Source organism: Streptococcus mitis, assembly GCF_946190115.1.
In the GTDB taxonomy this organism is placed as follows: Bacteria; Bacillota; Bacilli; order Lactobacillales; family Streptococcaceae; genus Streptococcus; species Streptococcus mitis_CO.
In genome coordinates, this window is the sequence record NZ_CAMHZG010000004.1 from 121,055 (window position 1) to 141,406 (window position 20,352).

A 20,352-nucleotide genomic window follows, 5' to 3' on the forward strand; every position below is an offset into this window, starting at 1 on the left:
TTCTACCATAAAAAAGTGATTTTCACAAACCTAAAATAGAATATGTTTTGGGGAATTTAGCGTGAATTTGGAGTTTAACTCCCTGAATTTATTTGGATAATCTTTATTACTGAGAATCCGTAACGTCAGTAAAAATTTAAAAAAGCCCACCTTTCAGTAGACTTAGTAATGATCTTTGAAAGACAAGAAAGCCACGACGCTATCTCCATCCATCATATAAATCAAGCGATTTTCTGCGTCAATACGACGTGACCAGGCTCCTTGGTAGTCATACTTGAGTGGTTCTGGCTTACCTATTCCTGTAAATGGATCGCGTTGAATATCCTTGATTAGTTTATTGATTCTTTTTAACGTTTTCTTGTCCTGAGTTTGCCAGTAGCAATAATCTGCCCAGGCATCTTCTGTAAACTTGAGTAGCATTCATCACTCCTCAATAACATGGACTTGAGTGCTCCCAGCACGAACTTGAGCCATTCCTCGCAAAACCTTGTCTGATAACTCCTTATTTTGAGCGATTCTCAGTGTTTCCTGAATACTGTCCCATTCGCTCTTTGAAAGAACTACAATGTCCTCATCTGGATTTTTATTAACCACCGTCAAAGGCTCAAATTCATCGTTTACCTTCTTCATGTAGTCTTTTAAATGATTTCGGAACGTTGAGTAAAGAACTGCTTCCATAACCATACCTCGTTTTACCTCTTTTCCACTATTATACACAAAAAGAAAGAAATTATCAGGAACTTGTACAAGATTTTCTTTTCTATCTATTTATTCGTAAAAAATATCAAAAATCCTACATTTCAGTAGACTTAGTTTATTTCTATTCTTATCGGCACTCTTCCAAAATTCTGCTCTGCTATACTTGGATCTCCAAGTTGATAAATCTGGTCTGCCTTTTGGGTCATAGCATCCCAAGGTTCTTTGCCAATTCGGCTGACTAGATCGACCTGCCCTTTCAGAGACTTGAGGTGTTGTCTGCCTTTTTCGGTAAAGCCAAGGACATGAATGGCTTCTGGCAAATTACTTTCTCTTGCCTGCACTAAGATATAGGCCAAGAGGCGTCTGACACGCGCCTTTGTGTAACGTTTGGTAGTCACTAACTCGACCAATTCTTCCACAGACTGGGCTGTCTTGATGGCTTCCTTAATGCGCACAGCCATTTCTTGATTTACCTGATAGATGGTGGTTAGGTCGGGATTTGACAAGATTTGATAATGGAGCAAGGGAAAATAGTCTTCCCAGTTCACCTTACTGGCCTGCTCAAAGAGGGTAACAAAAGGCATAAAGCGTTCTAAAAAATCTTGGTCCTTTTGGTGCTGACGGAGAGCTGTCGCTGAGGCAAAGTCCACATCCTTATCCACAGAATGGTAACCAGCACCCTGACGCTGAATCGGATGCAACTTTATGTTCCGCCCGGCAACCGCCTTGGCATAGGCTAAAGCTAGAACATGATTGGGCGTATTGCCTGAAAAATCAAGACCAGCAAATTCCTTCCACATAGCTTGGGTTTTCTGGGGATAGGAGAGAGAATCAGGTAGATTTTCCACAAATTTCTCCATCTCAACACCCTGCTCTGTGTATAAGTCAGCGATTTTTTGATAATCCAGAACTTCCTCCGTCCCAAATGCTAGAGTATCAATGCCCAACCGAGCCAAGATATCCACAGCTCCTTGACCGAAGAAATCCGCCGCCTGAACACTGACTAAAAAGGGCAATTCCACTACCAAGTCTGCGCCATTTTCCAGCGCCATCTGGGCCCGTGCCCACTTGTCTACGATAGCAGGCTCGCCTCTCTGCATGAAATTTCCAGACATGGCAACGATTTTCAGCCCCTCAGCCTGATTTAGCAGGTATTTATGCCCATTATGAAAGGGATTAAACTCCGCGATAATACCTGTGATGGTCATGATAATCTCCTACTTCTGCGCGACAAAAAACCAACGGGTGCTTGTCTCTGTCGGATCCTTGTCCTCAAAGTCGGCATAGAGTTTGAATGACTTGAAACCAGCCTGTTCCAGCAAAATATCATAGGTCAGAACCTCATAAGTCCGCTCCTCATGCACTTCATCATGGCGACTAAAGGAACCGTCTGCCTCCTTGATAAAGAAAGTCAGCTCATGGACGATAGAGTGAGGTGCTGCATCCTCATAGGTATCCCAAAGCATAGCGAAGTCTTCTGCATTTTCATGGTAGGAATAGCCTGGAAAAACCTCATCCGTCTGGTAAGTCGAATGCACATCAAAGATGAAAACTCCGTCTTCGTTGAGAGCATTATAGACTTCTTTAAAAACGTCCCCTACTTCCACCTCATCCTGCATATAGCAGATTGAGTCCGAATAACAAGTGACAAAATCATATTGACCTGCCTTGGACAAATCCAGCATATTGCCTTCAATAAAGTCAATCTTTTGTTTGGCTGAAGCAGCTCTCTTCTCAGCAATCTTCAACATATCCGCACTCAAATCAAGACCAGTCACATCAAAACCAGCCTGAGAGAAGCGCACCGATTGAATTCCTGTCCCACAAGCCAGTTCCAAGAGTTTCTTTCTCTCCTTAGTTTTTGGCAAATGACGCAGCGAAAAATCCGTCCATTTGTCGTATAAACTATCGTCCATCACAGCATCGTAAACAGCCGCAAAAGTTTCATAAGTTGCCATAAAACATGATACCAAGAGCCTCCATGGCAAACACCACTCGCCCTATACCTTTCCATCAATTTTCTAAAATAAGCAAAGAAACCCAGTTGACTACAACTGAGTTCATCTTCTAAGCAAGAGCTTCTGAAATATCTACTGAATTCGCCTCATGCCATAGTTTTTCTAGGTTATAGTGGACACGCATTTCTTCTGAGAAGATATGCACAACGACAGCACCGAGGTCTAGTAGGACCCAGCCTCCAGCTGCATTACCTTCGATATAGCTACCTTTAAAGCCTGCTTGAGCTACTTTTTCACGGATATTATCAGCGATAGCATCCAACTGACGGCTATTCATTGAGCTAGTGATAACAAAGTAGTCCGTCACGCTGGTCAATTCTTGTACGTCAAGTGCGAGGATATCCTCCGCACGTTTCTCATCAGCCGCTTTCACGACTAGTTCTAGTAATTCTTTTTCGTTCATTTAGTCCTCTTTCTAGAAAATATGTTTGTAATCTAGGACATCTGCAAAGCGCCCCTCCCAAATGCCCTCATAAAATTCATTTATCGTTTCTGCTGGAATGTCTTTCCCATCAAACGTTGTGCAAGTTCCTTCTGGAATAATAAGCTGATAGCCATATTCAAAAGCAACCTTGACAGAGGTATCCACACAATATTCTGTCTGCATACCACATAAAACTAATTTGTCAATCCCCTGTTTATCCAAGTATTCTTTTAAACCAGTTTCTTTGAAAATACTGTTATACTTCTTCTGAAAGACCTTTTCATTAGGTTTTCGACTTAAAAGCTCAGATAACTGCCAATCTTCTGATGTTTGAGCTTCAGCGTTCTCAATATGTTGAACATAAATAATTTCGATATTCTTGCTTCTAGCCTGGTTTTGTAAATAAGAAATTTTGTCCAATAGACTATTTGTCTGAAAACCGGTTTCCACTAAAATATTCTGAACATCAATGATTATAAAAGCCGTTTTCATTTAGTCCTCTTTCAAATAGTGCACAAAGGCGTTATAGGTTTCAAGGGTTTGGGGATAGATGGGGAATCCCTGATGAGCTAGATGCTCCACGGTACGAGCTGTTTCGTAGGCCACTGCCTTATTGAGCGATAGCTCAGCAATTTCACGCGCCACATCCACTCCAGGAAATGCCCGATTGTGCTCGATATAGTCTGCTACATAGATAACCTTATCTAGGTCTGTCATCTGACCAGCCCCAACTGTATGGATTTCAATAGCTCGCAGAATTTCAGAATCTTGCAAGTTCAAAGCTTCCTGAATCTTGTAGATGCCGACCATACCATGCCAGACATTATTGCCCCAGTTTTTGAGGTCAGGGTCTAGCTGATAACGGTCAATCAAGTCTAGAAAATCCTGATCTGACAGCTTTTTAGCATAGTCATGAAGAAGGCCTGCTAAACCTGCCTTCTCAACATCCACTCCAAATCGTTGGGCTAGTTCTATGGCTGCACGCTCCACACCCAAGCAATGGGTTAAACGTTTTTCAGGTAGAAGCTCTGCCATTTTTTCCAACAAAGTCTCACGAGAGCAGTTGATATAGTCTTGATAGGCCATCAGTAAAGCCCCTCCTTCTCGATGTAGTCTAGCACTGGCTGAGGTAGGAGAAAGTTGGGTTTTCGTCCTTGGGCAAGGAAGTCACGCACCATGCTGGATGAGATATCCATGAGAGGCACATCCACCCAGATAACGGGATAGGAAGTCCCTGCCTTGTAGCGTGGGCGCTGAACCCCTACAAACTGAACCATGTCGACCAGCTCATCAATTCGGTACCACTTAGGCAGATAGTCTACCATGTCGGCACCGATGATAAAGTAATAATCCGTATCAGGATGTTGCTCTGTCAAGACTTTCATGGTGTCGTAGGTATAGGAAATGCCCTTGCGCTCCAACTCAATGGTTTCAATAGCTAAACCTTCGATTCCCTCAATCGCCAATTCAAGCATCTTGAGACGATGGTGTTCAGAGATGGTTTCTTTTTTATCTACGTGAGGAGGTTGGTATTCAGGCATGAGCAGAACCTGATCCAGTCCCAACTGTTGCCGTACTTGGTCCGCAACAATGAGATGGGCATTGTGAACAGGGTTAAAATTCCCCCCTAAAATCCCGACTTGTTTGCGTTTTTTCTCCTTGATTTCTGGCTCCAACTCTACCTTGGTAAAGGGAGTCAATAGTTCGATTGCCATAGGCTAGTCTCCTTTATTTCTCTGTAAAAACAGTTATTTGGAGTAGGTTTTTAGATTTCTTTGACTTTTTTAGAAATCTTGCGATTCTCTTTCTTGCTGGATTGTTTAAACAAAATCAAGATGCGTCCGATTTTTTGGACTGTATCCACACCGATTTCTTCTTCCAAGATTTCAGCTACTTCGTGGATATTTTCATCTGTGTTTTGCAAGAGCGTTACTTTAATCAATTCGCGTGCGTCAAGTGCCTGACGAACGCTGGTTTTGATTTGGTCGTTCAGTCCATTTTTCCCGATTTGGATGATGGGTTTGAGGGTGTGTGCCTGACTGTTAAGGAAGGCACGTTGTTTTGATGTTAATGACATAATTTCTTCCTTGTTTTTTTGATAGTTATTTTAGGTGGTGAGGGACGGTCGGAACTAATTTTTCAAAGATCTCATCTTTGAAAAATGGATTTCCTGACCTCACAATTGAGCCTTGGTCTCAATTGTGCCCCTTGCCAATCTACAGATTGGCAAGACACCACAGCAATAACTATCTTTTTATGAGCTCACTTTGTTCGCTCAGTGATTTTATTTTAAATAATTGCTTTTCGTATGACGACGGCGACTCCTTCTGGTGCCCAGACTGCGACTTTTGCTGTGCCTGTTACACGGATCCAGCCGAGTCCAGAGATGACTAGGTCTGTCTTTTCCTTAATATTAAAGACATGCTGGACTAATTTTGGAAAATCTTCTTTTTCCTTACTATTTGGTGGTGTCAGAAGAGTTCCGACGTGCTTATCGTAAAAGGCACTAGCGCCTTCAAGCTTAGTACGGTGGAGTTTCAATTCATTGTCAAAGAAGGCTGTGAATCCTTGCTTTTCACCCGCAATGAAATCAAAGCGTCCGAGACCACCTAAAAACAGGGTTTGTTCAGGATTGAGCTGATAGGTTTTAGGTTTAATTTCCTTTTTAGGGCTGACATACTTGAGGTTTTTAGCCGTCAAGTAATGGGCCATCTGGTGGCGGTGGATGATCCCCGGCGTATCGTAGATATAAGATCCGTCGTCAAGCGGAATCTCAATCTTATCCAAGGTTGTCCCTGGGAAGCGCGAAGTCGTGATGACATTCTGATCACCCGTGATTTCTTGGATAATAGCATTGATAAGAGTTGATTTTCCAACGTTGGTCACACCGACCACATAGACATCACGGCCCTTACGGTAGTGTTCAATCTTGTCAATGACTTCCTTAATGGCATGTTTGTTTTGTGCCGAAGTTAGGACAACATCGACTGGACGAAGGCCTTCTTCGTGGGCACGCTCCATGAGCCACTGGCTAATCTTGCTCGGCTTAACTGACTTAGGGAGGATATCTTTTTTATTTCCTACCAAGAGAACATCGTTGCCCGATACAAAACGTGGCAAGCCTGGGATGACAGAGCCATTAAAATCAAAGATATCAATGACATTGACCACTAAGGCATCACTGTCTCCCACATCGTGCAAGAGCTTGAGGAAATCATCGTCCGTCAACTGGACATCCATGATTTCATTATAGTGGCGGAGACGGAAACAGCGTTGGCAATAGACTTCGCCAGTCTCCAAACCTTTTTCAAGTGCCGACTGGGGAGTAAATCCAAGTCCAGCCTTGTCTGTCGTCTGAATGGTTGCTCCACAACCAATACAGAGAATTTCTTCCATAGTTAAATTCCTTTTTTATATGTAATCGGTCCGTACTTTTCAGTGATTTTTCGCATGACACGACGCTCACGAGCTCGGTTAATCTGCGTTTTGATCGAGTCATGTTGGACCAAGGGTTTGACTAAAATCGAGCGAATGCCAGCACGGTGGGCTGCACGAATATCTGTCATGAGCTGATCGCCAACCATGACCACTTCACTTTTCTCATAGTGGAATTCCTTCATGGCACGGTCAATTCCCAATGTGAAGGGCTTCAAGGCCCAATAAATGTAATCAATTCCAAATTTCTCAACTGCTCGTTGGACGCGTTTTTTAGTGTTATTTGATACCACAATGATGCGAATGCCCGCGTCCCGAAGATCATGTAGCCATTGCTTCATCTCTGGCGTCCCGTCAGGGTTGTTCCAAGCAATGAGGGTATTGTCCAAATCGACCAAAACAGCCTTGATTCTATGCGCCTGCAGGCTTGGGACTGTCAGATCATAGACTGCTTCCACAGCAAAGTCTGGCATGTAGTTTTCAATCACCATTTTGGCTCCTTTTCTTTTATTTTCTAGTAATTTTCTTCAGCCATTGAGATAAGGCCACCCATAAAATCAAGCTAGTCATTAAGATATAAATCCAAGCATTTGGCTCTTCTGTAAATGATAGAGGAACATTCATTCCGAAGAAACCTGTAATAACCGCAAGTACTGCTAGTAAGACGGAGATAATAGTCAAAATTGACAAACTATCATTCAAGTTATTGTTTAGGATGTTGTTGTAAGAAGCTGAGAGTTGTTGCAAGACTTGAGAAATCAAGTCTGTCATAGACACCAACTGATGGGCTTCAATCATGGCATCATCAAACTGCTCTCGTTCGACATCATTAAATCTCCGATAAAGAGCATGGCCCTGGATATGTTCCAAGAGGAGTCGATTTTGTTTTGCTGCTGCTGTCAAGTAAACCATACCTGTCTCCAAGTCAGAGAGGGCGAAGAGATTTTTCTTTGTTGTAGTTTGACGTAGCAAGGCACTAATTTCGTCCTTACTTTTATCCATCTCTTCAATGACAGGATAATAAGCGTTACTGATAATCTCTAAACCAGCAAAGAGAAACTTGTAAATAGAAAGCGACTCATGGCTATCCAGATAAGCTGACATCTGATCAATGACATAAGCATTCTTATGGTTGCTGATGGTAATCATTCGTTGTCTTTCGACGATAAAGGTCATCGGAATCGCTTCATAATATTCTTTGTCTTTTTCTAAATCAAGAACATTATAAATAAAGGTTACCGTCTCCGTTTCACGGTTATAATCCATATGAGCTCGTTCATTTCTATCCAGAGCATACTCAATGGTTTCCTTGTCCAATCCATAGATGTCAGAAAGATCTTCCATATTTTTAATCTTATCCACATCAAGGTCTATCCAGGTACAACCATTGCCCAACTGCTTTTCTAAAACCATCTTTTCTCCTTTATTGAACTCTTTCTATTGTACCATAAATCTGCTAAAATTTCAGGCCTGGTCTGTACGAGAGAAATTGCTGACAACGGTAATATTCCGATTGGGGACGAAGTGCAGAACCTGATCTTCTCCTCTGAGTTGTGTTGTTCGAATACCAACGCTGACGACCTTGCCCGAGACAGTAATAGGCCCATTTGTCAGAACAACCTCATCCCCCACATCCAGTTGACGTTCGAAGAGGATGAAAAAGCCATTGATAACATCAGACAGAAAACCTTGGGCTCCCATCCCAATAGCCACCCCAGCGATTCCAGCACCTGCCAGCAAACTAGAAACTGGCAAACCTAAAATCGACAAAATGCAGTAAAGCAAAAAGAAATAAAGGGTATAATTAAACACATTTTCTAACAGACGTGAGATAGTTTTCTGACGCCCGACATCGTGATGAGACATTTTTAGAGAAGGTTTAACAATTCTCTGCACCATGGTATGGAGCAATTTCTTAGCTATATAAAAGAGTAAAAATAAGAATAAAAGAGAAAGTAACTTGGTTAAGATATTCTCGATAATCGCTGTTACATCAAGCTTATTAAGGTAGGTTTGAATAAATTCTTTCATAGAAAACTCCTTTCATTTATTATACCATACTTTCATAAAGTGTCATTCTCCATAAATATTCAAAAATAATTTCAAAAATAGACAGAAAATTCTTGATTTTAGTTCATATTTATACTATAATCATAAACATTACACAACAAAGGAGATTGTTATGAAAAAATTTATTCATGCTTGGAATAAGGCAAGCCTAATCAAACGTATCTTGATTGGCATGCTTATTGGAGGAACCCTAGGACTGACACTTCCTAACATTTCAGGAATTGGCCTGCTCGGAGATCTCTTTGTTGGTGGCCTCAAAGCCATCGCACCGATTCTAGTATTTGCCCTCGTTGCCAATGCCCTTTCCCAACATCAAAAAGGGCAAGATAGCAACATGAAAACCGTTATCTTCCTTTACTTAGTAGGAACCTTTGCGGCTGCCCTTATCGCTGTACTAGCAAGTTTCATCGTACCTGTTGAAATTACACTAAATAGTGCTAATACCGATATTGCTCCACCAGATGGGATTGGACAGGTTCTCAGCAACCTCTTGCTCAAACTGGTTGACAATCCAGTCAATGCCCTCATTACTGCCAACTACATCGGTATCCTATCTTGGGCAGTTGTTTTCGGGATTGCCATGAGAGAAGCCAGCAAAAATAGTAAAGAATTACTAAAAACCATGGCTGATGTGACTTCTAAGATTGTCGAATGGATCATCAACCTAGCTCCATTTGGAATCCTTGGTCTTGTCTTCAAAACCATCTCTGATAAGGGAATCGGAAGCCTAGCCAACTACGGAATCTTACTTGCCCTCTTGGTGACAACCATGTTCTTTGTGGCCTTAGTAGTCAATCCATTGATTGCTTTCCTCTTTATGAAGAGAAACCCTTATCCCCTCGTTTGGAAATGTTTGCGTGTCAGCGGTGTGACAGCCTTCTTTACTCGTAGTTCTGCTGCCAACATCCCTGTCAACATGAAACTTTGCCACGACCTTGGACTGGATCCAGATACCTATTCTGTTTCTATCCCACTTGGTTCTACTATCAACATGGCAGGGGCAGCGATTACTATTAACGTTTTAACCCTTGCTGCAGTTAACACTCTTGGAATCCCTGTTGACTTTGCGACAGCCTTTGTCCTCAGTGTAGTGGCAGCTATCTCAGCCTGTGGTGCTTCTGGTATTGCGGGAGGTTCCCTCCTTCTTATCCCAGTTGCTTGTAGCCTTTTCGGTATTTCTAACGATATTGCCATGCAAGTTGTCGGAGTTGGTTTTGTGATTGGTGTCATCCAAGACTCATGTGAAACAGCCCTTAACTCTTCTACAGATGTCCTCTTTACCGCCGTTGCCGAATACGCAGCAACCCGTAAAAAATAAGCAAGAAGACAAGCCTGCTCAGGTCTTGTCTTTTACGCTTTTATTCTAATTTATTAGGAAATTCTTATGTCTATTAGCCAACGTACGACCAAGCTCATCTTAGCTACCTGTCTTGCCTGCCTTCTTGCTTATTTTCTCAATCTCTCCTCAGCTGTCTCGGCTGGAATCATCGCCCTCTTGAGCCTATCCGATACCCGTAGAAGTACCTTAAAACTGGCCCGCAATCGGCTCTTTTCCATGCTTCTGGCTCTGGTTATCGGGGTTTTGGCTTTTCACTTGAGCGGATTTCATATCTGGAGCCTCGGCCTCTATCTAGCACTTTATGTGCCTCTAGCCTATAAGATGGGTTGGGAAATTGGCATCACACCAAGCACTGTTTTAGTTAGCCATCTCTTGGTGCAAGAGTCAACCTCTCCAGACCTTCTAGTCAACGAATTCCTTCTCTTTGCTATCGGTACAGGATTTGCCTTACTGGTCAATCTCTACATGCCTTCACGAGAAGAGGAAATCCAGCACTACCACACATTGGTAGAAGAAAAATTAAAAGATATCCTCCAGCGCTTTAAATATTATTTATCCAGAGGAGATGGACGCAACCGAGCACAGCTGGTGGAAGAATTAGATACCCTTTTGGAAGAAGCCCTCAGACTGGTCTATTTGGATCACTCAGACCACCTCTTTCACCAGACCGATTACCATATCCACTACTTTGAGATGAGACAGCGACAAAGTCGTATCCTGCGAAATATGGCCCAGCAAATCAACACCTGTCACCTAGCTGCCAGTGAAAGTCTGATTTTGGCCCAACTCTTTTCAAAAATTGCTGGTCAACTAAGCCAGACCAATCCTGCTTCTGATTTACTAGATGAAATTGAACGCTATCTGGAAATCTTCCGTAACCGCAGTCTGCCCAAGACAAGAGAAGAATTTGAAACCCGCGCCACCCTTCTTCAACTCCTACGTGAAGCCAAAACCTTCATCCAAGTAAAAGTTGACTTTTATCAAAAATATGGACAGTAAAACTCTTCGAGAATCTCCTCAAACCACGTCAGCTTCACCTTGCCGTAGGTATGGTTACTGACTTCGTCAGTCTTATCTACAACCTCAAAACAGTGTTTTGAGCAGCATCCGGCTAGCTTCCTAGTTTGCTCTTTGATTTTCATTGAGTATAAAAAAGAAAACTTCAGACCAATCACAAAAGGTGAATATCTGAAGTTTTCTTTTATTTGTATGTGATTACCATAAAGGTTAATAGTAGAACAAATAAAGCCAAACTCACCAATAAAGTAAGTACCTTGACCAAGGTGTTACTCTGCCAGTAACTTGGTTTACCAATATTACTAGTCGCATCCATGGAAAATAGTTGATTTTGACGGGGTTGTATGGTTACCAGTACAATCAAAGCAAGAGATAGGACAATAGCTAAAACAATCAGTATGTCAATCATAGGCCTACCTCAAAATTCCCAGCAAAGTAAAGAGCAAACCAATCAGAATCATCAAACCCAGTAAGAGTGAAAAAGTCTTACTAATCTTTTCCCCTCGGGTTTCTTTTTCCTTCTTGATAGGTTTTTGTTTCAACTCTTCCATGCGACCTTCAACGTCTTTGTAAAATAAATCTTCGTCTGACATGTTAGCCTCCTAAAACAGTTTGCATGGTTTCCTGATATCGCACCAAGTCAACATAGTTGGCATGTTGGCCTTGTTTGCCAAGTACCTGACGCATTTGCTCAACATCTGAAAGGGCCAGTTTAATGGTCTCAACCAAAGCAGAAACTTCACTACTTTCAAATAGATGTTCAGGAGCGATATAGAGTCTATTGTGTACCGTTTGGTTAAATCCAAGAATCAAGAGATTATGTTCAAAGGCCTGACGCACCGCCTGCAACAACTCATTGCTGTGGTTTATATCCAAGTAAATATCCGACAGTTGATACAGCTCCTGAATCTTCTGCGGACTAGCATTCTGGTAAAGGACCACATTAGGATAACGAAGCATGTCTAAGAGCTTAGAAGACATCTCTGTCACCGCTGCGATACGGAAAGTGACGTCAGGCAAGGCTTCTACGATTGCTTCTACCTGCTCAATCTGATCTGAATTAGTCAAGATTAAGGCATCTCGTCTTAGGAAATTATCGCGTTTAAACTGGTAATGGTAACCCAAGTGCACAAACTGATCATGGTATTTCTCGTCAGTCAACTCTAAAGCACGTTCATAAGTCGCCTTATTGGGAATGATGATTTTCTTAGTACGCACATCAGCTCTTTCCAAAATCAACTGCATATTGCCTGGAATAGCATCATAGAGAGGTTCCTGCCAAACCAGGATATCTGAGCCAGATTTATCTGGATGATGGAAAGAAACCAAGAAAGGAGTCGCTAGAGTATTAAAGATAAGCTGACTTGTATCTATTTCCAAATCTTGCAAAAAGAAGGTGATAAATTCAACCTTATTTGCAAAGTAACGCATGGATTGACCAGGCAAAGTCAATAAGATATCACCCGTCACATGGTTTTCAAGTAAAACTTGTTGATCATTGACATCTTGGTAAACTGTCATAATCGGCTCACTATCTGCGCTATAGGTCGTTGTAGCAAAACAAGCTCCGAAGCGATTGTAGTGGTCAATCTGACGTACTCGACCTTCCAAGTCTTTCCAATCTACCTGTTTAACCAAGCGGGCCTGCAAACCATCAGCATAATGAATGACGGCTCTCTCCTGTGTCATATCTTCAATACGAGCAGACTGATTATTTCCTGAAATTTCCCAAAAAGCTGGAACAGGAACTTGGTTAAAATAAAGAGGTTTTCCCTTTTCATATCCTAGATAATAAGTAAAAGGAGAGACCAGACCATCAGGCAGAAAACCATCTGAATCGATGACTACTCCAAGATGAGAAAGACCAGTAGCCACGAGACTTTCATGTAAATCTCGACTTTCCTGACTATAACGATCATAAAGTTCAATCATGGAGCACCTCCTCTACTGTTTTCTTCCACTTTTCTAAAATTTCTTCGGTTAAGAAGCCTTCTGCAATTTGATAAGAATGGGCACGCATAGCTTCCAAACGATTTTCTTGATACAATTGACAAATCTTAGTTGAAAAAGCTTGCTTGATTTGGTCTTCTACATGGTCAGATGAACTTGGAATCAAATAACCATTTTTCCCATCTTCTATAAAGGTCTGATTACCATAAGGTACATCAAAACCAATTAGGGGGAGGCCTGAACCAATAGCTTCCATCAAGGTCAAACCAAAGCCTTCGCTGGTAGAAGCAGTCAAATAGACTTCATACTGGCTATAAATCTGCGAAAGTTCGGCATGTCCCTTGAGCTGGATATAATCCTCAGCCTGATGATTTGCAATAATTTCTCTGAGCAGAGATTCTTCTCCACCACTACCATAAATATCAAAGGTCAATTCAGGGATTTCCTTACGAGCCTCAATGACCGCCTTGACCAACCAGTCAATGTGTTTTTCTTTGGCAAGACGCGAAGCCGTAATCAATGAAAATGGCTTACGTCCCTGACTTGACTCAGTTAATGCATCAATACTTCCTACAGGGATAGTAACAATCTTTGGACGATGCTGAGTATATTTGGCAAATTGCTCTTGCAGAACATCTCTCTGTCTATCAGTGGATACAATAAAGAAATCAACCTTATCTGCATTGGTAAACTGATAGTCGTAATAGTTATTCCAAAGGATGTAATCCTCGTTTGTAGCATTTTCACTATAATGCTCCGCATGAACAACTACCGCTAAATGCGCTACTTGTGCTTCCTCAAAAACAACCTGTCCAATGCCTGTCTCTCTATCAAGAATGACCAAATCAGACTTGTTCATATTCAAGGATTTCATAAAGGCACGCATAAAGGCTTGCTTCCCATATAAAATCTTATCCTTGAAACGATAAACTTCTTCCTTACCTTGATTCATCAAAATATCATAGGCTGGAGTTCCGTCCTCATTATAAAAAGTTCGTTGATATAGGACTGCAACATTGTCCTTGGGAGCAAAGTACTCGCTACAATAACGAGTGTAAGAAAAGTAATCTTTACGAATCAGTTTTCCTTTAAAAACATACTCGGCATGTTGAACCAAGTCCTTGTCCTCATCAACCAAATAACAGGTTACAAACTTATCTTGGTCAGAAAAGAAGACACGCAAGACCTTGCCATTTTTTTCTCTGTGACTTTCTTCACCACCAAAGTAAGCCAAGACATCATCCACTGTCACGCTAGTCGGCGCAATCTTGATGTCTGTAAAATGATTATAAAGCCAGATAACCTGATTATCATCAAAACCAATATTGGCTGTTAAGTGCTGAATATTATCGGCTAAAATCATATCTGTAAAGATAAACTTAGAGGACAGATTTAATTTCCGAAAAACACCAGCACGATAGGCTTGGGCGTATTCAACACCGCTACTAGCCCATCCAAGTCCTAAATTTATATTGTAAATTGTCATATTTTCCTCTTTTTATGGGAAATGAGTCATAATCTCACCCTTAGGAGTGACTTCAACTAAGCCCATCAGGAGATTACGCACCATATCCGCACGGATTTGTTCTTTCATAGCTTCAAAGCCAGCATAGGCTTCTTGATAATACTCTACGATTGGATTTTTCTGACTAGCAGACTGACCACCGATAGCCATAGATAACTGTTGTAGATAGTCTACCTGCTCTACCCAGTTGTCATCAATAGCCTTGAGCATAGAAAGTCGTAAAAACTGTTCATATAAGCCATGTTCCTCAAGCAATTCTTTCTTTTCAGAAAGTTCTTTATCAATCACCTGCTTCATAAAGCTACGAACTGCAGTCTTGTCAGTCACATCTATACAATCTGGAACTTCTTTAATATGAAAACTAATATTGGTCACGATGAAGTGGAAGAGTAACTCTCGGCTTTCATAACTTGAAGAGGTCACTTGCCCTATGTAGCTAGCAATGATTTTCTCAACAACATCCTCTAAGTCACGAGAACCATCTATTAGACGATTTCTTTCTTTATAGACCATATCCCGTTGAATATTCATACTCTCAGCATATTCTAGAGTCTGACGACGTGCCGAACGTCCAGCACTATCACTGGCATGCTGAGCCTTTTCGACTAGCTTCCGGTATTTACGACCTTCCAATACTTCAGGTTGAGTCATATCTTGAACCTGATAATCTTTGTACTTTTTATGCACCCAAGATGGCCCAAATTTCTTAATAACATCATCTTCTAAGGATACAAAAAACTTACTCATACCAGGATCTCCTTGACGACCAGAACGGCCACGAATTTGCAGGTCAATCCGTTGGCTTTCCATTCGCTCCGTTCCAATAACAATCAAGCCTCCAAGTTCTGCAACCCCCTTACCAAGCTTGATATCCGTACCACGTCCTGCCATAGAGGTAGCCACTGTAACAGCCCCCATCTGACCTGACTCAGAGATGATTTGGGCCTCACGCGCCGCATTATTAGCATTTAAAACATTATGGGCAATTCCCTCTCGAAGCAAGAGTGACGAATAAAGTTGAGACATTTCAACTGAGCCTACAAAAACGAGTAGGGGATTTCCCTTAGCATGGTATTCTTTGATATACTCCAAAGAAGCATACACTTTTTCAGGTAAAGTGACGTATAGATTATCTGGATAGTCAATCCGTTGTCTAGGACGGTTAGTTGGAATGCGCACTACAGACATATTATAAGTTTCCAGAAGCTCTTTTTCTGCAACCTTACCTGTTCCTGTCATACCAGATATCTTATTAAACATCTTAAAAAGGCTCTGATAGGTGATAGAAGCCATGGCCCGTGTTTCTGGAGATAATTTGACATGTTCCTTGGCTTCAATCGCCTGATGGAGACCTCCCTGTAGTTTGGTCATTTCCATTAGACGTCCCGTCCCCTTATCTACTAATACCATTTCATTACCACGAATGACATAGTCCTTATCTTTTGTATAGAGCTTATGGGCTCGAATCGCATAAACTAAATGACGAGCAAAGGGTGCATTCTCCTCGTTATAAAAATGGTCAATCCCTAAAAAACTTTCAGCGGCTTTAGACCCCTTAGTAGTCAACCAAACTTCATCTTTCTCCTCTTTAAAAATGTAATCCTCACCTTCAACCAAGGTCGTTACAAGCGTGTCAATAATACCATAGTGATTAGACTGAACCCGAGGAGATCCAGCAATAATAAGAGGTGTTTGAGCGCTATCCAATAAGATATCATCAATCTCATCAATAATGACGTAATTAAAAGGTTTTAAAAACTTCCCTTCCTCATTTGAGGCAAGATTATCATTCAAATAATCAAAACCTAAATGACCGTTAGTTGTATAAATAATATCTGATGCGTAAATGTTTTTTTTCTCTTGTGGGGTAAATTCTTTTTGAGGGTCATCTGTAAAAGGAACACCAATTGTCAATCCTAAGAAACGATATACTTGTCCCATCTCTTCAGCATCACGTTTAGCTAGATAATCATTGGTAGTAATCAGCATGGTACCTTTACCTGTCAAGGCATTGAGATAAATAGGCATAGTGGCTGTCAAGGTTTTTCCCTCACCAGTATTCATCTCAGCAACATTTCCCTGATGAATAACGATCCCTCCCATGACCTGAACATCATAAGGAAACATTCCCAGTACGCGTTTATCCGCTTCACGAACAACTGCAAAAGCTTCTACCAATAGGTCTTCGAGAGTGGCCCCCTCAGCAAGACGTTGGCGAAATTCCACTGTTTTTGCCGCTAGTGCTTGGTCTGATAGAGACTCCATCTTTTCTTTAAGGGCATTAATCTTTTTTAAAATCCTTTTAACTTTCCGAAGTTGGAAATCTTGATAAAAACCTTTAAACACGATTCATCTCCTTAATAGAAAAAGAATAGAAATCTAAGGACTCAAAGCCAGCACTTAGAAGGGAAACTTGATAAGTATAGGTATCATCAGGATAGGTAAAATCAAAGACTTTCATTTTTTCAATTTTCTCTTCGATCACATCCCCATATCTATCAAAAAAGACAATCTTTATATAGACTCCATTTGTAGGATGACATTCAAAATCCATACATAATTGATAATCCTGTTTTCTTTTAAGTAAGGGAAGACTGGGTTGAGTTCTAAAGGCTTGATAGTTCACACTGGAAAACCATGTTTTTAAGATTTCTCCTGATGGCACCAAGGGATTATATAGACTAATATGTTTATCTTCGTAATATGTCACCTTACTACCATACATAAATGTTCCCTTTACCTCTCCCCAAGTGATATTTTCTCTTTGATTGATAATCATTTGTCACCTCTTCCAAACTCCGCTCCCAATACCATACTATAAAAATGCAAAAACCAAGCCACATTTGTAGCAGTATCATCATTGTGTCGACCAGATGTTCCCTTGGAAAGAATCTTTGCACCAGTATTACACAGATACGTTACTAATTGTTCGTAGGCATGGCTATCCATTTCCTCATCTTTCATATAAGATAGACCAAAAGTTGTTTTTGAAAAATCAGCTTGTTTAAAGACCTTCCAAAAACGTTGATTTAATTCCAACATATGGTCAGATGTCACTCCATTTGTATGATGGATTAACACATCAAATGCCAAATTGGAGACAGCTGGTGCATCTAAGCGACCTCTACGAGCAATTGTTCCAAGATTAGCCAGAGGTTTTCCTACAATAACAGCTCTAGGTTCAAAGAAAGCACCATAGTAAAGAGCTGGGAAAGTCCCCATGGAAAGACCAGATAAAATTAAATCTTTATGAGTAAGACCTAAATACTGTAGATAGTAACGAATAGTATCTTTTATCTTCTCTTCTAGTTCCTCGCTACCAAGGTAAAAGGCTCCACCCTCAAGACGAGGATCTGAGAATAAAAGAAAAGGACATCCTAAATTTTTCATCATCCAATATCCCTCGAATCCCTCGGCAGGACGATACCCAGCAAAGTAGACCGCCAAAGGTGGTTTGAAATCACCCGGATGAAAGAAGTAGTTAATTTCGTCACGAATTTTATCATGTAAAATATTTCCTCCGAGGAAAAATTTACCAAACTGTCTGCGACTCCAACGTTGGTGCAAATTCCCTAACTTTAAACTTCCGCAACCACGAGCTTCAATTGATACAGACAAAAAGATATCAATCTCTTCATTATCTACCACTATAGCCCTTTTTAATTCACTTTCATTATAGATTTTTTCTTCAAAAAAATCATCAACACCACCAGACCATATCTTACGGATAACAAAACGAAATTCACAGTTTCCTTGCTTTTCAAATTCCAACCATAATTCTATAGGGAAGTTTTTATAAACTATAAAATTATCTGGCCAGTAAGCTATTTGTTGGAAATCATCTCCAAAATTCCCTTCTAAACTGACATAATCGAGTCCCTGATAAGAGATAGCCCCTCGAAAACTTGAACTAATTTGTATTGTTGATGGAAATAGCTTATCACCGTAACCCCCACCAAAGAGAGAGGTTGACAAATCATTCACTAATTGCTGAGGATCTGAGAAGTCTATAGCTTGGGCACACCGTGTTTTTAAGCAATCAAGAATACCCAAATCTGTCGTTTGAAAATCTTGACTATAAAGTAAAGTATAGGGTTCGATATGGTGTACAAAAGGCATTAAATCTCTTATATGCTGACCATCTTCTATCAAAATAATATGAAATTTTCTTATTCCCTCCATTTCCATCATTTTACGAAGAGCTAGAGGTGAATTGGGACAGAAATAATACCAATCCATATTTTCAGGAATTTCATAATGATGAGCCCAATTATCAATCCCTATCTGTAGGATTTTATAGTCCTTTGACATCTGTAACCTCCTCAATCCAGTGATGCAATTTATCTAAGAAACGTTGACCAGTATGTTCTTTGATTTTATCAATAGAGTAAATCAAGGCCTGGTTCCATTCTTTCAATTTATCTATATAGTAATGTGCAGCCTTGGAAAATTCTGTCACATCTGAAATTAAATAACCATTTTTCAAATGTTCCACATAAACAGTTTCAACCCGATTAATCTGAGGAATTCCCGCACTAATACCTGCTATTTGAGTATAGAGATGCGGTTGTTTATTCACATCCACAATCAAACGAACAAACTCTAATGTCTTAATCAAATCCAACTCATCATTCATATTGACAAATTGAAAACGTAATTCCTGCTCTTGATTTTCTTCTAAAGGATTTTCCGCATCTCCATAGTCTATTCCTTTTTCTAAACTATCAGTCTGAATTTTCTCTTGAATAATTTCATGAACAAGAGCCTCCACATCTTCCATTTGTTTCTGGCTAGCTGAGAAAGCTCCGAAAATGATTTCTGTATTTTTAGTTTCTGAAATAAATAACAAAACTTGAGTCAATGCTTCCCTATCAATTTCTTCGTTTAAATCAAGTTGATAGTAAATAATAGACTCTTTTCTTGTTTGACTTCGCCCCAGACGTAAACGTGTATCAAAAGGAGAAAGATGGTAAAATTTATTAGAAAGTTCAGGATATAGTTCCTGCAAAAGTTGTAAACTATCCTCTCTATCCACTAACACTAAGCTAGCTCTATCAACTGATACTGATAACTCTCTAAAGTTATTCTGTGAATTCCGATTGATAAAAAGACTCAAAATTTTAGGATTATTACTTGGAATATGATCAAAGATAAACTGATCATGGTAAGGATGCGACGGAATGATAAAAATATCCTGCTTTTTCTGACTTTTTTTCAAATATTTATCAAAAAATTCTGCCACCAACTGCTCCATATTGCGATATTTAAGCAATTTAAATCGATAGGCAAAAATCGGATTGATTTCTATTCTACCTTCCTCTTGAATATATTCCCTAAATCTCCAAATTCCTTTAGGATCCAGATAGTCCTGATACATAGCTTGTCCAGCTTCAAAATAGATTACACTAGATACAAATCCTCTATCATCCATGATATAACGCTTGCTAATTTGACCATTTGGATCAAAATACCGAATCTCACTAATAAAGCCCTCTACACCATGCTCTACCTGAGCATATTTCTTACCTTTTCTTTGCACGATAATCGCAAAGGGGCTATACAGAAATTGGCAATCACTATCCCACTCTATATCTCTAATATGAAGAACCTGAGTATGCAGTCCATAGAAATCTTGCATATCATCAAAAACAGAATAGACATCTGTCTCTAAAACCCCATGTCTATGTAAAAAATAACGCAAATGCGGTTGATAAGATAACACTAATAAGCGAGATGATATACCTTGCCTTTGAAAGAGACGGATTTGATTAAAAGTATCATCAAATTCGAAGCGAAATTGTGAATGGTACCAAGGAATTATATCCGCATGCCACTTACGTTCTGAACCATACCAAGCTGGAATAAAATAATACAT

General features: G+C 40.4%; 23 protein-coding genes. 2 read left to right on the forward strand and 21 right to left on the reverse strand.

What is annotated here, in order from left to right:
• Positions 1-162: 162 nt before the first annotated feature.
• The 13 genes from N8L90_RS03320 to N8L90_RS03380 form a co-directional block, all read right to left on the reverse strand.
• Positions 163-420, reverse strand: coding sequence for a Txe/YoeB family addiction module toxin (locus N8L90_RS03320; RefSeq protein ID WP_219966916.1), 258 nt, complete (start codon positions 418-420; stop codon positions 163-165).
• A gap of 3 nt (positions 421-423) precedes the next feature.
• Positions 424-678: a type II toxin-antitoxin system Phd/YefM family antitoxin gene (locus tag N8L90_RS03325; RefSeq protein WP_000388572.1), complete on the reverse strand. Its 255-nt coding sequence runs from the start codon at positions 676-678 to the stop codon at positions 424-426.
• Between the two features lie 131 nt (positions 679-809).
• Positions 810-1,907: a nucleotidyltransferase gene (locus tag N8L90_RS03330; protein WP_219966917.1), complete on the reverse strand. Its 1,098-nt coding sequence runs from the start codon at positions 1,905-1,907 to the stop codon at positions 810-812.
• Between the two features lie 9 nt (positions 1,908-1,916).
• Positions 1,917-2,657, reverse strand: a complete 741-nt coding sequence (locus N8L90_RS03335; RefSeq protein ID WP_261024138.1) for a class I SAM-dependent DNA methyltransferase — start codon at positions 2,655-2,657, stop codon at positions 1,917-1,919.
• A 109-nt stretch (positions 2,658-2,766) separates the two neighbouring features.
• Entirely contained in the window at positions 2,767-3,120 is a 354-nt protein-coding gene (gene rsfS / locus N8L90_RS03340) for a ribosome silencing factor (RefSeq protein WP_261024139.1), read from the reverse strand.
• Between the two features lie 12 nt (positions 3,121-3,132).
• Complete coding sequence (locus tag N8L90_RS03345) at positions 3,133-3,633, reverse strand: cysteine hydrolase family protein (RefSeq protein WP_000844698.1); 501 nt, start codon at positions 3,631-3,633, stop codon at positions 3,133-3,135.
• The gene (gene yqeK / locus N8L90_RS03350) at positions 3,634-4,227 is read right to left on the reverse strand and encodes a bis(5'-nucleosyl)-tetraphosphatase (symmetrical) YqeK (protein ID WP_261024140.1); all 594 of its coding nucleotides are present in this window, start codon (positions 4,225-4,227) and stop codon (positions 3,634-3,636) included.
• Positions 4,227-4,856: a nicotinate-nucleotide adenylyltransferase gene (locus tag N8L90_RS03355; RefSeq protein WP_261024142.1), complete on the reverse strand. Its 630-nt coding sequence runs from the start codon at positions 4,854-4,856 to the stop codon at positions 4,227-4,229. Before N8L90_RS03355 ends, yqeK begins: the two co-directional genes overlap by 1 nt.
• A 50-nt stretch (positions 4,857-4,906) precedes the next feature.
• Positions 4,907-5,218, reverse strand: coding sequence for a ribosome assembly RNA-binding protein YhbY (yhbY, locus tag N8L90_RS03360; protein WP_000060169.1), 312 nt, complete (start codon positions 5,216-5,218; stop codon positions 4,907-4,909).
• Between the two features lie 212 nt (positions 5,219-5,430).
• Positions 5,431-6,537 (reverse strand): ribosome biogenesis GTPase YqeH, encoded by a 1,107-nt coding sequence (gene yqeH, locus N8L90_RS03365; protein ID WP_261024143.1) that lies wholly within the window; start codon positions 6,535-6,537, stop codon positions 5,431-5,433.
• Positions 6,538-6,539: 2 nt separating this feature from the next.
• Positions 6,540-7,067: a YqeG family HAD IIIA-type phosphatase gene (locus tag N8L90_RS03370; protein WP_261024144.1), complete on the reverse strand. Its 528-nt coding sequence runs from the start codon at positions 7,065-7,067 to the stop codon at positions 6,540-6,542.
• Positions 7,068-7,083: 16 nt separating this feature from the next.
• Complete coding sequence (locus N8L90_RS03375; protein WP_261024145.1) at positions 7,084-7,989, reverse strand: magnesium transporter CorA family protein; 906 nt, start codon at positions 7,987-7,989, stop codon at positions 7,084-7,086.
• Between the two features lie 51 nt (positions 7,990-8,040).
• Entirely contained in the window at positions 8,041-8,607 is a 567-nt protein-coding gene (locus N8L90_RS03380; protein WP_219966921.1) for a mechanosensitive ion channel family protein, read from the reverse strand.
• A 151-nt stretch (positions 8,608-8,758) separates the two neighbouring features.
• Between N8L90_RS03380 and sstT the strand changes: the two genes are divergently transcribed.
• Both sstT and N8L90_RS03390 read left to right on the forward strand, forming a co-directional pair.
• The gene (sstT, locus tag N8L90_RS03385; RefSeq protein ID WP_261024147.1) at positions 8,759-9,964 is read left to right on the forward strand and encodes a serine/threonine transporter SstT; all 1,206 of its coding nucleotides are present in this window, start codon (positions 8,759-8,761) and stop codon (positions 9,962-9,964) included.
• A 66-nt stretch (positions 9,965-10,030) separates the two neighbouring features.
• Positions 10,031-10,984 carry an aromatic acid exporter family protein gene (locus N8L90_RS03390; RefSeq protein ID WP_261024148.1) on the forward strand — a complete coding sequence of 318 codons (954 nt, stop codon included), beginning with the start codon at positions 10,031-10,033 and terminating at the stop codon, positions 10,982-10,984.
• A 202-nt stretch (positions 10,985-11,186) separates the two neighbouring features.
• On the opposite strand, the gene asp5 is transcribed toward N8L90_RS03390, so the two are convergent.
• Genes asp5 through asp1 form a run of 8 tightly spaced genes read right to left on the reverse strand, consistent with a single transcriptional unit; the run spans position 11,187 to position 20,352 of the window.
• Positions 11,187-11,411, reverse strand: coding sequence for an accessory Sec system protein Asp5 (gene asp5 / locus N8L90_RS03395; protein WP_000565445.1), 225 nt, complete (start codon positions 11,409-11,411; stop codon positions 11,187-11,189).
• 4 nt (positions 11,412-11,415) lie between these two features.
• Positions 11,416-11,595, reverse strand: coding sequence for an accessory Sec system protein Asp4 (asp4, locus tag N8L90_RS03400; RefSeq protein ID WP_001278708.1), 180 nt, complete (start codon positions 11,593-11,595; stop codon positions 11,416-11,418).
• 1 nt (position 11,596) lies between these two features.
• On the reverse strand, positions 11,597-12,934 hold the full coding sequence (gene gtfB / locus N8L90_RS03405; RefSeq protein ID WP_261024150.1) for an accessory Sec system glycosylation chaperone GtfB: 1,338 nt from the start codon (positions 12,932-12,934) through the stop codon (positions 11,597-11,599).
• Positions 12,927-14,438 (reverse strand): accessory Sec system glycosyltransferase GtfA, encoded by a 1,512-nt coding sequence (gtfA, locus tag N8L90_RS03410; protein WP_261024152.1) that lies wholly within the window; start codon positions 14,436-14,438, stop codon positions 12,927-12,929. The genes gtfB and gtfA overlap by 8 nt, the downstream gene beginning before the upstream one ends.
• A gap of 12 nt (positions 14,439-14,450) precedes the next feature.
• Positions 14,451-16,823 (reverse strand): accessory Sec system translocase SecA2, encoded by a 2,373-nt coding sequence (secA2, locus tag N8L90_RS03415; RefSeq protein WP_261024153.1) that lies wholly within the window; start codon positions 16,821-16,823, stop codon positions 14,451-14,453.
• Complete coding sequence (asp3, locus tag N8L90_RS03420; protein WP_261024155.1) at positions 16,816-17,256, reverse strand: accessory Sec system protein Asp3; 441 nt, start codon at positions 17,254-17,256, stop codon at positions 16,816-16,818. The genes secA2 and asp3 overlap by 8 nt, the downstream gene beginning before the upstream one ends.
• Entirely contained in the window at positions 17,253-18,788 is a 1,536-nt protein-coding gene (gene asp2 / locus N8L90_RS03425) for an accessory Sec system protein Asp2 (protein WP_261024156.1), read from the reverse strand. The genes asp3 and asp2 overlap by 4 nt, the downstream gene beginning before the upstream one ends.
• Positions 18,772-20,352 (reverse strand): accessory Sec system protein Asp1, encoded by a 1,581-nt coding sequence (gene asp1, locus N8L90_RS03430; RefSeq protein ID WP_261024158.1) that lies wholly within the window; start codon positions 20,350-20,352, stop codon positions 18,772-18,774. Before asp1 ends, asp2 begins: the two co-directional genes overlap by 17 nt.